Below are 12,864 nucleotides of genomic sequence, written 5' to 3' on the forward strand. Positions count from 1 at the left end.
ACTTCTCTCCCATGGTCGCTTATGGTGTCGGGGGCGGCAATCGGCCTTGACCAGGATCAAGGCGGGTGTCGCCTTCGTGTAGCCGGCCTCAGATGCGGTCGCGCAGCGCGTACCAGTTCAGCGCCAGAAACAACAGCGGCGCGCGCAAGCGCCGACCGCCCGGAAATGGCGGGACTTTCAGGTCCTCGAGCAATTTAAGCCGGTCGCGATTGCCGGCGACCGTTTCGGCGTAGAGCTTGCCGGTGAAGTTGGACAGCATCACCCCGTGGCCCGAATAGCCTCCCGCTGCGATCACGTTCGGCATCACCTCGCGCACAAACGGTTTACGCGGCATGGTGATGCCAACAAAACCGCCCCAGGCATGGGTGATTTCGACATCGCGCAAAACGGGGTAGATTTCGACGATCTGGCGGCGGATCTGTTTGCCGATATCCTGCGGATCGTCGGTTGAGTATATCTCCCGGCCGCCGAATAGAAGCCGTCCGTCGACCGAGCGGCGGAAATAACGCACGACAAAGCGCGAATCATCGACCGCCTCGCCGCCCGGTATGACGGGACTATCCTCGCCAAGCGGCGGCGTGGCGCCGATGAAGGAGCCGATCGGCATGACATGCGCGGCGCTGACGGGTTCGAGGCCGTCGCCATAGGCGTTGACAGCGACCAGGCATTTTTCGGCGGTTATGGTGCCGCTGCCGGTGGTTATCTTGACCAAGCCCCCAGCGGTGCCGATCCCGGTCGCCGGCGTCTGTTCGTGCAGGCGCGCGCCGGCCTGGCCGGCGACGCGCGCGGTGCCGACGACGAGCTTCAGCGGGTGGATATGGCCGGTGCCGGTATCGCGCACGCCGCCGAAATAGCGCGTCGAGCCGACCCGCCGGGCGGTTTCGTCGGCGTCCATATAGGTCAGGTGCTCGTAGCCGAACCGCGTCGCCATTATGTCGGCATGGGCGCGGTAGTCGTCGACATAGCGCTGCTTGTGGGCGACCGAGAGCTGGCCCGGCCGGTAGTCGATGTCAATCGCGTACGTGGCCGCAAAGTCCAGCAGATGCGCCTTGGCTTCCTCGGCAAGGTCGAACAGCGCCTTGGCCCGTGACAGACCCAGCTCGGCCTCGAGTTCCTCCGCCCAGGCGCGCTGGCCGGTGCCGAGCTGGCCGCCATTGCGCCCCGAGGCGCCGTCACCGAAGCGGCGCGCCTCGATCAGGACGACATTGACGCCGGCCCGGGCCAGATGCGCGGCGGCCGAAAGCCCGGTGAAGCCGCCGCCGACAATAGCGACGTCAGCCCGGCAATCGCCGTCGAGCGGCGCATAACGGGGCCGTTTGCCGATGGTCGCCTCGTACCAGGAAGAGCCCGGCGAGATGGAGGTCTGCTCGCTCATGTGCCGGCCGGGAAGGAAGATCGGTGCGACTGAAGTCCAGTCGCGCGCTGCGTCCATGGCGTGCCGTTTCCGGACTGGTCCTTCAGGCGAAATCGTGCATTCATCGCATCTTTGCGCCTTCGATCGTCACGGGTCGCCCTGCCATCACACATTCAGCAGCAGATATTCGCGCTCCCACGGGCTGATCACCTCCATGAAGGTCTCGAATTCGGCCTTCTTGATCGCGCCATAGGTTGCAATGAAGGGCGCTCCGAGCATGGCCTGCAAAGCGTCGTCGCTCTCAAGCAGGCCGACCGCCTCGAGCAGGCCGCGCGGCAGGTCGATCTCATCCTCGTTGGCGGCCTTGCCGACCGGCGTTTCGGGCTCGATTTGTTCGGCGATGCCGATCAGGCCGCAGGCAAGCGAGCCGGCGAGCGCGAGATAGGGATTGGCGTCCGAGGAGGGAATGCGGTTTTCCACCCGGCGCGCCGACGGGTCGGAGCGCGGGATACGGAAGGCGGTGGTGCGATTGTCGTAACCCCAGTTCGTATTCACCGGGGCCGATGCCGCGTTGGTCAGCCGCCGGTAGGAATTGACATAGGGCGCCATCATCACCAGCGCGCTCGGCATATGCCGCTGCATCCCGCCGATGAAATGGCGGAAGGCATCGGTCTCATCGCCGCTTTCGTCGGAGAAGATGTTGCGGCCGCTGGCCAGATCGACGACCGACTGGTGGATGTGCATGGCCGATCCCGGCTGCCCTTGGATCGGCTTGGCCATGAAGGTCGCGTAGGTATCGTGCTTGAGAGCCGCTTCGCGGATCGTGCGCTTGAACAGGAACACCTGGTCGGCGAGTTCTACTGGATCGCCATGGCGCAGGTTGATTTCGAGCTGGCCGGCCCCTTCCTCGTGGATCAGCGTATCGATCTCCAGACCCTGCATCTCCGAAAAATGGTAGATGTCGTCGATCAATTCGTCGAATTCGTTGACGCCGGCGATGGAATAACCCTGGCCGCCACCGATGGGCCTGCCCGAGCGTCCCACCGGCGGGGTCAACGGGTAGTCGGGATCGGGGTTCTTGTGGACTAGATAAAACTCGATCTCCGGCGCCACCACGGGACGCAAGCCCCGCTCCTCATAGGCTCGAACCACACGCTTGAGCAGATTGCGCGGGGTGAATTCGACCGAACGCCCGTCCTGATGAACGAGGTCGCAGATCACCTGGGCGGTGGGGTCGGATTCCCACGGTACCACCGAAAGGGTCGACAGGTCGGGCAGCAGCTTCAGGTCGCCGTCATCGGCGGGATAGGTGAAGTCGCCGCGATCCTGCGGGTAACCGCCCGAAATAGTGGTCATGAAGACAGCGGACGGCAAGGCGAGGGAGGTATTGGAGGTGAATTTGCTCGACGGCATCATCTTGCCGCGCGCCACGCCTGCCTGATCGGGCGTGATACACTCGATGTCCTCGATATCCCGCCACTCCAGCCAAGCGCCAGCCTCCTTCCAGTTCTTCACGCCGCGAAGATTCTTCAAAAAAGCGGGAGGGCGCTTCTTGCTCGCGCGCGCTGCGGCCCGGACGTCCTTCTTTGGGGGGGGCATCAATCACCAATGGTTCTTTGGACGGGACGACTATAGACGCCGGCCGGGCCGCTAGGGAAGGGCCTGGATCAGGTCAGCCATAGTCGCCATTGCGAGCCCGCACCGCTTCGATCGCCGGCTGAAGCCGGTCTACCGTGATCGGGCGGGCCACCACGATGTCGATGACGGCAACGCCGTTCGGGATTTTTGTGGGGTCGGTCGTGGTCGACAGCAGGATCACAGCCGGTAGGGCGTGCGCGCGGGCTGCGCGTTGCGCGCGGAGCCGTTCGAACAGCACGGCGCCGACCGGGTCTTCGGGCAGCAGATCGAGAATGACGATCGACGGGGCGTCCGTTTCCAGGGCCTGCGCGGCGCGCTCCGGCGTTTCGGTTCGTGCTCTCAGCCCGACCCGCTCGACGATCCGCGAGACCACGACGCCGTTGATCGTCGATCTGCCGATCACCAGGACCGCGGGAGCCTTGTTCGCACTACCTGTCATGGTGTCGCTTCCGTCGTTTCAGCCGTCCAGGCGCGCAAAATCGCGTCGCCGCCGATAGCAATGGCGGAAATTCAATGTAGGGTTGTATTTTCGATGGCCTGCTTCATAAGGAAAGTATGGGCGGTTAAGCAAGGCTTTTCTTGTTTGCCGCCGTATTTTTCTTGCTAGCGACCAAAACAACCAAGCCGCGCGCCCGGTGGCGCGCGGCTTGGTTGTTTTGGCACGGCCTGGCCGCTTGCGGGTCGGGCCGCGATGCGGTCTCAGTCTCGTCCTTGAGTCACGATCACCGGAATCAGCAGATCGCCCCAATTGCCGCTGCCGCCATGGTGGCGGGCGGAGCGGACGAGCTCCACCGACACACCGGCCTCGACGGCCTTCATCACCGATTGGTTCAACCGGTGGAGATCGTTCGCCACCATGCGGATCGCCGCCTGCTGGTCGGCATTCATGCTGGAAGCCTGTTCTTCGGCGCGTTCCTTAACACGTGTTCTCGGCGCCATCTGCGCTCTCCTTTGTGTTCTGGCCTCGTTTGCCGCGGAGGCTTCCGGGGCGAGGCCCGGAAGCCTGTCCTGTCACCGGCTTATTCGGCGGCCGGCTTGAACTGGGCCTGTTCGGTCGAGTCCCTCATGGCCGTCGTGGACGATTGGCCGCCGGTGATCGCCATCGACACCGCGTCGAAATAGCCGGTGCCGACCTCGCGCTGGTGCTTGGTGGCGGTGTAGCCGTTGGTCTCGGCGGCGAACTCGGCTTCCTGCAATTCCGAATAGGCGGCCATCTGGCGGTCCTTATAGCCGCGGGCGAGCTCGTACATGCCGAAGTTGAGCTGGTGGAAACCGGCCAAAGTGATGAACTGGAATTTGTAGCCCATCGCGCCGAGCTCGCGCTGGAACTTGGCGATCGTGGCGTCGTCCAGGTTCTTCTTCCAGTTGAAGGAGGGCGAGCAATTATACGCCAGCAGCTTGTCGGGATGGTGCTTGCGCACGCCCTCGGCGAACCGCTTGGCCTGGTCCAGATCCGGTTTGGAAGTCTCGCACCAGATCAGATCGGTATAGGGGGCGTAGGCGACGGCGCGTGCGATGCACGGTTCGAGCCCGTTCTTGACCTTGTAGAACCCCTCGACCGTGCGGCCTTCGTCATAGTTCACGAAAGGCCGGTCGCGCTCGTCGATGTCGGAGGTCAAAAGCGTGGCCGCTTCGGCGTCGGTGCGCGCGACCACCAGGGTCGGCACACCCATCACGTCGGCGGCAAGGCGTGCCGCGTTTAGATTGCGAATATGGGCCGCGGTCGGGATCAGGACCTTGCCGCCGAGATGGCCGCATTTCTTTTCCGAGGCAAGCTGATCCTCGTAGTGGACGCCGGCCACGCCCGCTTCGATATAAGCCTTCATCAGCTCGAAGGAATTGAGCGGGCCGCCGAACCCGGCTTCGGCATCGGCGACGATCGGCGCGAACCAGGTGTCGACCGACAGGCCGTTGCCTTCCGCCGTCTCGATCTGGTCGGCACGCTGCAGGGTCTTGTTGATGCGCTTGGCGAGCTCCGGACCGGCATTGGCCGGATAGAGCGACTGGTCCGGATACATCGCCGAGGCGGTGTTGGCGTCGGCGGCGACCTGCCAGCCGGACAGGTAGATCGCCTTCAGCCCGGCGCGCACCATCTGCATGGCCTGGTTGCCGGAAAGCGCGCCGAGCGCGTTGACGAAATCGTCCTCGTGGATCAGCTTCCACAGCCGGTTGGCGCCCATCTCGGCCAACGAATGGCGAATATGGACCGAGCCGCGCAGTTTCTTGATGTCATCGGGCGAATAGGGGCGTTCGATCCCGTCATAACGGCCTTCGGGCGCGGATGGGACGAGGTTGTAAAAATCGGTCATGACAATTCTCCTGGCGGCAATTGGCGTTGCATCGAATGCGGTTATGGGAGGCTTGATCCGCTTTCGTGTGTGACTTCATTTACATTGCAGCGCAAAAGACACCAGTAAATCATCGTTTTGGCGGCGGAAAATCGGGAAAATCTGTCTTGTGTTTGACAGTAAGGGCTCGTAAAATTGTCAAACTTGTAAAAAATTGTCCTGGGCGCTTGGTCGTGCCGAAGATGTAAAATCCTTACAAAGGGCATCGCATGGCGGAACGAAAAATCTTTGCCGGCCCGCGTATCCGGCGTATCCGCAACGCCAAAGGGCTGACCCAGACGGCGATGGCGAGCGGGCTCGGCATTTCGCCGTCCTATCTCAATCTGATCGAGCGCAACCAGCGCCCGCTGACGGTCCAGCTGATCCTCAAGCTCGCCTCGGTCTACAAGGTCGAACCCGAGGAACTGCAGGCCGAAGCCGGGGGCTCGATCGCGGCGCTGCGCGAGGTGTTCGCGGACCCGCTCTTGTCCGACGAACTGCCCGGCGAGCAGGAACTGGTGGAGATCGCCGAGGCGGCGCCGAACGTGTCGGGCGCCGTCGTCAAGCTTTACCGAGCCTATCGCGAGCAGGCGGGCCGGCTTTCGGACCTGTCGGAATTGCTGGCGCGCGAGGGCCACGCGACCGCGCTATCGGCCACGCGGCTGCCGATCGACGAGGTGCATGAGGTCTTCGAGCGCCGACCGAACCATTTTTTGCGCATCGAAGAAGAGGCGGAGGCGTTCGTGACCGTGCTCGACGCCGGCGACGACCTGGCCGGCGCACTGAAAGATTGGCTCAGGCGCGAGCATGGTATCGGCGTGCGCGTTCTGCCGGTCGCGACCATGCCCAACTGGCGTCGGCGCTATGACCGACATTCGCAGCGTCTGTTCATCTCCGAGCGCCTGTCGCCCTTCGACCAGTTGCGCGAGATCGCGATGGAGGCGTGCGCGATGCGGATGAGCGTCGTGATCGGCGCGGAAATCGAGGCGCTGAAACTGTCCGGCGACGAGGCAAGGCGGCTGGCCCGTTTCGAGCTCGGGCGCTACGCCGCGCATGCGGTGATGATGCCCTATGCTGCGTTCCAGTCGGCGGCGGCGCGCGCGCGTTACGATATCGATGTGTTGAAATCGCGGTTCGGGGTTTCCTTCGAGCAGGCGGCGAACCGGCTGACCATGTTGCAGAGGCCTGGTGCCGCCGGCGTGCCGTTCTTCATGCTGGAGGTCGACAATGCCGGCCATCGTTTCCGCAAGGCCGGCGCGCAGGGTTTTCCGCAAAGCCGCTTCGGCGGCGGTTGTCCGAAACTGCCCGTTCACGCCGCCTTCGAGCAGCCGGGGCGGATTCTGGTCGAGGCGGTCGAGATGCCCGACGGGGCCGAGTTCCTGACCATCGCGCGCACGCTGGAAGGCCCGCAAGGCGCCTTCAACGAACGGCCGCGCCGCACCGCCTTGCTGCTCGGCTGTGACATCGGCTTTCGCGAGGAGATCGTCTATGCGGCCGCGTTGCCGGCCGCTGCGCCGGCAAGTGCGGGCAAACCCGGCGATGTCGCGGCCACCCCGGTCGGGCCGGCCTGCCGGCTGTGCGAGCGCACCGGATGCCTGGCGCGCGCCGAGCCGCCGGTGACGCGACCGCTCGGGCTCGACGAGATGGTGACGGGGCTTTCTGCGTTCGATTTCCGCTGAGAACGGTTTACGTCCGCATAGGGACGGCAACCCGACGACCGGACGCGGAGTGCCGGGGCCTCATGCCGGCCTTTCCGTTATCGTGCCGACGACCTCGACGACCTGTTGGCGCAGCCAGCAATGGGCGGGGTGCCGGTCGTGGCGACGGTGCCAATAGAGGTGCAACTCCTGGGCCGGCACGTCCACGGGCAGACGATAGATCGCCAGGCCCAGATGCTCGGCGATCGCCGCCGCCATCTGGCGCGGCAGGGCGGCGATCAGGTTGCTGCGGGCAACGGCGACGGCGACGCTGTGGAAATGAGGCAGCGCCAGCATCACGCGACGGGCCAAGCCGGCCTCATGCAACGCCTCGTCCACCATGCCCGACATACTGCCATCGACCGAACGCAGCGCGTGTGGCAACCGGCAAAAAAGCGCCAGTGGCAGGGTGTCACCCGACTTGACGCCAGTCGCGGCGATCTCGGCATTGTCGCGCGCGGCCACGACCACGAAGCTGGAAAGCAGAACAGATTGGCTCGAGACCCAGTCCGGCATTGGCATCCGCCGTTCCAGCGCCGCGTCGATGACGTTGTCGCGCAGCAACCGCTCGACCTCGCCGGTCGCGCTTTCCAAAAGCCGCAGCGCAACGCCGGGGGCGCATGCCGCGACCCGGGCAAATAACGGCGGCATCGTCAGCGAGGAAAAGAAATCGGCGCCGTAGAGCGTGAAAAGGCGCTCGGCGCTTGAGGGGTCGAAGGAGTCGTCTCCAGCCAGCGCCTGCTCGATTTGCGCCAGTGCGTCACGGACCGCGCCGGCCAGCGATTCGGCGAACGGAGTGGGCACCATGTCGTTGCCCCGGCGTATGAACAGCTCGTCCTTGAGCGTGAGGCGCAGACGGCCGAGCGCGTTGCTGACGGCGGGCTGGCTCAGGCCGATCGTCTGGCCGGCGCGGGTGGCGCTGCGCTCGCGCATCAGCGCATCGAAGACGCGCAGGAGGTTGAGGTCGAAGGATGCAAAATTCATAATCGTGATGCACCCCATATCAACATTCAATTTCCCGTCCGCGATCCCCGCGGGTTACCGTTTGCCGTGCAGATGATTGGCGCCATGCAAGGGCAGGGCCCGGCGCGGCCGACAGTCGTAAAACGGTATAGAGCGGCCCGCCGCCGCGCAACATGCGCCGGTCGACGACGGCCTGCTTCGTGTCCGCGGGTTCGCAACTGCTGTACCGTGCCTATCAGGGACGTTTTGAGAAACCGCTTCCAAACCGCAGGATTGAATCATGACCGCTTCCTCCGTGAGTTTTCCCGCCGCCGTGCTGATGGCTGCAATCGGCATGGGTTGGGGCATCTACATGGCGATCTCCAAGGACCATTCGACTATGCCCGCCCATGCCCATCTCAATCTATTGGGATGGGTGTCGCTGTTTTTGATTGGCGTGTTCTACCGGCTGCACCCGGTGCTCGATCGCAGCCGCGTGGCGCTGGTGCAGGCCGGCGTCTGGATCGTCGCGACCGCGGTCATGACCGTCGGTATCGCGCTGATCATGACGGGGAGCGAGATCGGCGAGCCGATTGCGGCGGTTTCCTCGATCGTCGTTTTCGCCGACATGCTTTTGTTCGGCTGGCTGGTCGTCGGCAATCGGCAGTCCGGGCGTGCGGACGCCGACATGCCGTTAGCGGCTGAATAGAAGCGACCCGTAGGATCATCCGATCGACAGGACGACATTGCCGGTAGTGCCGCCGCTTTCGATCGCCTCGTGCGCGGCGGCGGTTTCTTCCAGCGCAAAGGTCGCGCCGATCGCGTGGCGCAATTCGCCGGCCGCCAGCATGCGGGTCAGTTCGACGATCGCTTTTCTCCTGACGTCGGCAGGCAATTCGTAGACGACGAACACCTGCAGCGTCAGGCTGTTCCACAGCATGGCGGGAAACGAAACCGGGATCTCGGCGGCGAGATTGGACCCATAACACACGAGCTTGCCGTGGGCGGCCAACACGCCGTGCGGCAGCAGGGCGGCGGTCGACGACAGGTCCATGTCGACGATGCCGTCGGCGCCCCTTCCATTCGTCAGCTCTTGCACCCGCGCCGCGACATCTTCTGCGCGGTAGTCGATCACCGCGTCGGCGCCTGCATCGAGCGCGTGGTCGCGGCGGGCGGCGGAAGCGGTGCCGATGACACGGGCGCCGCGGCGTTTGGCGATCTGCACGGCGTAGTGGCCGACCGCGTTGGCCGCGCCGGTGACCAGCAGCGTGCGCCCGGCGACCGCGCCATGCAGGTCGACGGCGCGCAGGGCCGTCAGCGCGGGAATGCCGAGGCAGGCGCCGACGGAAAAGTCGATCGTGTCGGGCAGGGGAACGGCCTGATTGTGAGGCAGGGCGATGAACTCCGCCGCGGTGCCGAATGGGCGTTTCCATTGTCCGTTCCAGATCCACACGCGTTCGCCCAGACGGCGTTGCGCGACGCCCTGGCCGACGGCCTCGATCACGCCGGCGCCGTCGGAATGGGGAACGATGCGCGGGGCGACCAGCGGCCGGCCGGCCCGGCTCTTGACGTCGGACGGGTTAACGCCGGACGCGGCCAGCCGCACCAGGACCTCGCCCGGCCCGGGTTTCGGCGTCTCCATCTCGCCGACGACCAGCACATCGCGCGCCACGCCGTTCTTCTCGTACCAGACCGCTTTCACGCCCGTTCTCCGATCCTGTCCCTGTTCGCGTCGCGCATGCTTGCGCCGGCGGCAAACAGCCTCCACACTTCGGCCGTGAAGCACAAGAGGGCGCCATGAGCGACAAGCACAAGGCCGTGGTGGCGCGGATAACCGGACGGGTTCAGGGCGTCGGCTATCGCGCCTGGGCCCGGGCCGAGGCCCAGGCTCTCGGCCTGTCGGGCTGGGTGCGCAACGAGGCCGACGGTTCGGTCACGGCATTGATTGCGGGAACAGCGGAAAGCGTCGAGGCGTTGCTGGCGCGGCTGCGCCAGGGACCGCGCCATGCGGCGGTGGAGCGCGTTGCGGTCGAGAATGCCGATCCCGGCGACATGGACGGCGGCTTTGTGATTTTGGGCTGATGTGCCGGTCTGCGTGCGATCCGGGATTGGCGGCGGGCGGGCGGTTGCGGATCGCGGCAAACGGCGATTGACAAATTCGCAGTCGCGCTGGCAGCTTAGGCGATCAGCAACAGCCAAACAGGCCAATTTTGCCCCTTCCCGCATCCGGTACGGCTCCCGCCGGTTCCAAAGCAGCGCCAGTCAAGGTCGCGGCAGCGATAGAGCCCCGCATTGCCTCAAGTACGGCCGATGACGGTGAAGGGTTTGCCTCGGCCGAACACGAGGCCGAATATCGCGCATTCGTGGAAAAGCATCCCGATCTCGAAGCTGTCGAATTTCTGCTGGTCGATCCCAACGGCGTCATGCGTGGCAAATGGGCGCCCGGCGATGCGTTGAAAAAGGCCTATCTCGGCGGGGTGAACTTTCCCATGTCGCTGCACGGGCTCGACGTATGGGGACGCGAGGTCAACGAGACCGGGCTGCATATCGAGACCGGCGACAAGGACGGTTATTGCCGGGCCACGCGCGGCACGCTGTCGATCGTGCCCTGGGCCAAACGCAAGACCGCGCAGGTCCTGCTGCAGACCTTCACGCCGGAGGGCGAGCCGTTTCTGGCCGATCCGCGCCAGGTGCTGAAGAAGAAGATCGCCGAGGTCAACGAGAAGGGTTTTTTCCCGGTCGTCGCCTTCGAACTCGAATTCTACCTGCTCGATCCCGAAACCGACTGGGACGACGGCATGCCGGCTCCGGTCGGTGCCACCGCCGGGCCGGATCGACTGAGAATGTACGGGCTCGACGATTTGGCCGAGCACGCCGATCTGTTCGACATGATCCGCGACGCCGCGCAGGAAATGGACCTGCCGATCGACACGATCATCAAGGAGGCCGCGCCAGGCCAGTTCGAGGTCAATCTCAAACATCGCGCCGACCCGCTGAAGGCGGCCGACGACGTCATCCTGCTGCGTCGCATCGTCATCGGCTGCGCCCGCGCGCACGGGCTCACCGCCACCTTCATGGCCAAACCCTTCCTGGAATATGCCGGCAACGGCATGCACGTGCATGCCTCCATGCTCGACCGCGACGAGCGCAACATCTTTGGCGGGGAGGGCGGCCGGGCGCGGCTGGAATCGGCGGTCGCCGGCCTGCTGAAGACGATGCCGGAATCGCTGCTTTTGTTCATCAATACCTGGAACGGGTTCCGCCGCATTACGCCGGGCTCCTATGCGCCGACGCGAGCGGTATGGGCGGAGAACAACCGCTCGGTGGCGTTGCGCATTCCCGTTTCCAACGAGGACAATCGCCGGGTCGAGCACCGCATCGCCGGTGCCGACGCCAATCCCTATCTGGTGCTGGCGGCCCTGATCCAGGGCATGACGGAGGGCATTGAGGGCGGTCTCGTGCCGCCGCCGCCGGTGGAAGGCAACGCCTATGACGATGACGGGCTGTTTTTGCCCGACGACATGGACGACGCTCTGCAGTTGATGGAAAAAAGCGCCTTTGTCGACCGCGCCCTCGGCCCGCTTCTGGCCAAGGTCTACAAGGATCTCAAGCGCGCCGAAATCCTTGCCTTCTGGGGCGAGATCACGCCGCTGGAGCGCACAACCTATCTTTGATCGGCGGCGGAATTTCCCGCTTGTCGCGGTGAAATTTCGTCAATAGGCTTCGGTAAAACCGGCTCGATAAAAAACAAGCCAGGGCCGGCAGGGGATCAGACAGAGGAGACGTTTTCATGTCACGCAGCATCGCGTTGCTCGCCGCCACCTCGTTTGCGGCCATCCTGTCCTTCGGCGCGGCCGCCCAGGAACGGATCGTCAATGTCTACAACTGGTCCGATTATATCGACGAGTCGATCCTGGAGGAGTTCACCAAGGAAACCGGCATCAAAGTCGTCTACGACGTATTCGATTCCAACGAGATCCTGGAGACCAAGCTGCTCGCCGGCGGCACCGGCTACGATGTGGTGGTGCCAACCGGCACCTTCCTGGCCCGCCAAATTCAGGCCGGCGTGTTCCAGAAGCTGGACAAGTCGAAGCTGCCGAACCTGTCCAATATGTGGGACATGATCGCGGAGCGCACGCAGAAATACGATCCCGAGAATGCCTACTCCATCAACTATATGTGGGGCACGACCGGCATCGGCTACAATGTCAAGAAGGTGCAGGACGCGCTCGGCATCGAGCGGATCGACAGTTGGGACGTGGTGTTCAAGCCGGAGATAATCTCCAAGCTCGCCGAATGCGGCGTGCATATGCTCGACGCGCCGGCCGAGATGGTGCCGGCGGCGCTGAAATATCTGGGGCTGGAACCGACCAGCACCGACGCCGACGATCTTGCCAAGGCGGAGGAGCTGTTGTTGTCGATCCGCCCGAGCATTCGCAAATTCCACTCCTCCGAATATATCAACGCGCTTGCCAATGGCGATATTTGCATGGCGATCGGCTGGTCGGGCGATATCTTCCAGGCGCGAGACCGCGCCGCCGAGGCCGACCAGGGCGTGGCCGTCGACTACGCCATCCCCAAAGAGGGCGCGCAGATGTGGTTCGATCAGATGGCGATACCGGCCGACGCCAAGAATGGCGAGGAGGCGCATGAATTCCTCAATTACATCATGCGTCCGGACGTGGTCGCCAAGGCGTCGAACTATGTCTACTACGCCAATGGCAACAAGGCCTCGCAGGAGCTTCTGGAGGAGGACGTGATCGGCGATCCCGCCGTCTATCCGGACGCCGAAACGCTCGCCAATCTTTATACGACCATGCCCTACGATTCCAAGGAACAGCGGCGCATCACCCGCCTGTGGACCCGGGTCGTCACCGGACAATAATCCGACCACGGCCCCGGTGCC

General features: G+C 64.3%; 12 protein-coding genes. 5 read left to right on the top strand and 7 right to left on the bottom strand.

The window, feature by feature from the left end:
* Window positions 1-88: 88 nt before the first annotated feature.
* The 5 genes from GN330_RS19495 to aceA form a co-directional block, all read right to left on the bottom strand.
* Window positions 89-1,375, bottom strand: coding sequence for an NAD(P)/FAD-dependent oxidoreductase (locus tag GN330_RS19495; RefSeq protein ID WP_156714674.1), 1,287 nt, complete (start codon window positions 1,373-1,375; stop codon window positions 89-91).
* A gap of 144 nt (window positions 1,376-1,519) precedes the next feature.
* Entirely contained in the window at window positions 1,520-2,953 is a 1,434-nt protein-coding gene (locus GN330_RS19500; RefSeq protein WP_156714602.1) for a glutamine synthetase family protein, read from the bottom strand.
* A gap of 73 nt (window positions 2,954-3,026) precedes the next feature.
* Window positions 3,027-3,431, bottom strand: coding sequence for a response regulator (locus GN330_RS19505; protein WP_156714605.1), 405 nt, complete (start codon window positions 3,429-3,431; stop codon window positions 3,027-3,029).
* Between the two features lie 260 nt (window positions 3,432-3,691).
* A complete protein-coding gene (locus GN330_RS19510; protein ID WP_156714607.1) occupies window positions 3,692-3,931 on the bottom strand; it encodes an SMc00767 family acetate metabolism repressor in 240 nt (79 codons plus the stop codon).
* Window positions 3,932-4,011: 80 nt separating this feature from the next.
* Window positions 4,012-5,301, bottom strand: a complete 1,290-nt coding sequence (aceA, locus tag GN330_RS19515) for an isocitrate lyase (RefSeq protein WP_156714609.1) — start codon at window positions 5,299-5,301, stop codon at window positions 4,012-4,014.
* A gap of 248 nt (window positions 5,302-5,549) precedes the next feature.
* Between aceA and GN330_RS19520 the strand changes: the two genes are divergently transcribed.
* On the top strand, window positions 5,550-6,998 hold the full coding sequence (locus tag GN330_RS19520; RefSeq protein ID WP_156714611.1) for a helix-turn-helix domain-containing protein: 1,449 nt from the start codon (window positions 5,550-5,552) through the stop codon (window positions 6,996-6,998).
* A gap of 60 nt (window positions 6,999-7,058) precedes the next feature.
* On the opposite strand, the gene GN330_RS19525 is transcribed toward GN330_RS19520, so the two are convergent.
* A complete protein-coding gene (locus GN330_RS19525; RefSeq protein WP_156714613.1) occupies window positions 7,059-8,000 on the bottom strand; it encodes a LysR family transcriptional regulator in 942 nt (313 codons plus the stop codon).
* Between the two features lie 259 nt (window positions 8,001-8,259).
* Here GN330_RS19525 and GN330_RS19530 point away from each other — a divergent pair, with 259 nt between their 5' ends.
* Window positions 8,260-8,667 (top strand): hypothetical protein, encoded by a 408-nt coding sequence (locus GN330_RS19530; protein WP_156714615.1) that lies wholly within the window; start codon window positions 8,260-8,262, stop codon window positions 8,665-8,667.
* Window positions 8,668-8,682: 15 nt separating this feature from the next.
* Here GN330_RS19530 and GN330_RS19535 read toward each other — a convergent pair whose 3' ends face one another.
* Window positions 8,683-9,660 (bottom strand): NADPH:quinone reductase, encoded by a 978-nt coding sequence (locus GN330_RS19535; RefSeq protein ID WP_343040944.1) that lies wholly within the window; start codon window positions 9,658-9,660, stop codon window positions 8,683-8,685.
* A 95-nt stretch (window positions 9,661-9,755) separates the two neighbouring features.
* Between GN330_RS19535 and GN330_RS19540 the strand changes: the two genes are divergently transcribed.
* From GN330_RS19540 to GN330_RS19550, 3 genes are all read left to right on the top strand, one after another.
* Complete coding sequence (locus GN330_RS19540) at window positions 9,756-10,040, top strand: acylphosphatase (protein ID WP_156714617.1); 285 nt, start codon at window positions 9,756-9,758, stop codon at window positions 10,038-10,040.
* 281 nt (window positions 10,041-10,321) lie between these two features.
* Window positions 10,322-11,632, top strand: coding sequence for a glutamine synthetase family protein (locus GN330_RS19545; protein ID WP_343040946.1), 1,311 nt, complete (start codon window positions 10,322-10,324; stop codon window positions 11,630-11,632).
* Window positions 11,633-11,748: 116 nt separating this feature from the next.
* Entirely contained in the window at window positions 11,749-12,843 is a 1,095-nt protein-coding gene (locus GN330_RS19550; protein ID WP_156714623.1) for a polyamine ABC transporter substrate-binding protein, read from the top strand.
* Window positions 12,844-12,864 lie beyond the last annotated feature (21 nt).

The organism is Nitratireductor arenosus (assembly GCF_009742725.1).
Classification (GTDB): Bacteria; Pseudomonadota; Alphaproteobacteria; order Rhizobiales; family Rhizobiaceae; genus Mangrovimarina; species Mangrovimarina arenosa.

Bases quoted from the DNA above. Each gene is read 5' to 3' on its own strand.
- GN330_RS19540 (WP_156714617.1), top strand. From the start codon at position 9,756: ATGAGCGACAAGCACAAGGCCGTGGTGGCGCGGATAACCGGACGGGTT.
- aceA (WP_156714609.1), bottom strand. From the start codon at position 5,301: ATGACCGATTTTTACAACCTCGTCCCATCCGCGCCCGAAGGCCGTTAT.
- GN330_RS19510 (WP_156714607.1), bottom strand. From the start codon at position 3,931: ATGGCGCCGAGAACACGTGTTAAGGAACGCGCCGAAGAACAGGCTTCC.
- GN330_RS19530 (WP_156714615.1), top strand. From the start codon at position 8,260: ATGACCGCTTCCTCCGTGAGTTTTCCCGCCGCCGTGCTGATGGCTGCA.
- GN330_RS19525 (WP_156714613.1), bottom strand. From the start codon at position 8,000: ATGAATTTTGCATCCTTCGACCTCAACCTCCTGCGCGTCTTCGATGCG.
- GN330_RS19500 (WP_156714602.1), bottom strand. From the start codon at position 2,953: ATGCCCCCCCCAAAGAAGGACGTCCGGGCCGCAGCGCGCGCGAGCAAG.
- GN330_RS19550 (WP_156714623.1), top strand. From the start codon at position 11,749: ATGTCACGCAGCATCGCGTTGCTCGCCGCCACCTCGTTTGCGGCCATC.
- GN330_RS19505 (WP_156714605.1), bottom strand. From the start codon at position 3,431: ATGACAGGTAGTGCGAACAAGGCTCCCGCGGTCCTGGTGATCGGCAGA.
- GN330_RS19495 (WP_156714674.1), bottom strand. From the start codon at position 1,375: ATGAGCGAGCAGACCTCCATCTCGCCGGGCTCTTCCTGGTACGAGGCG.
- GN330_RS19520 (WP_156714611.1), top strand. From the start codon at position 5,550: ATGGCGGAACGAAAAATCTTTGCCGGCCCGCGTATCCGGCGTATCCGC.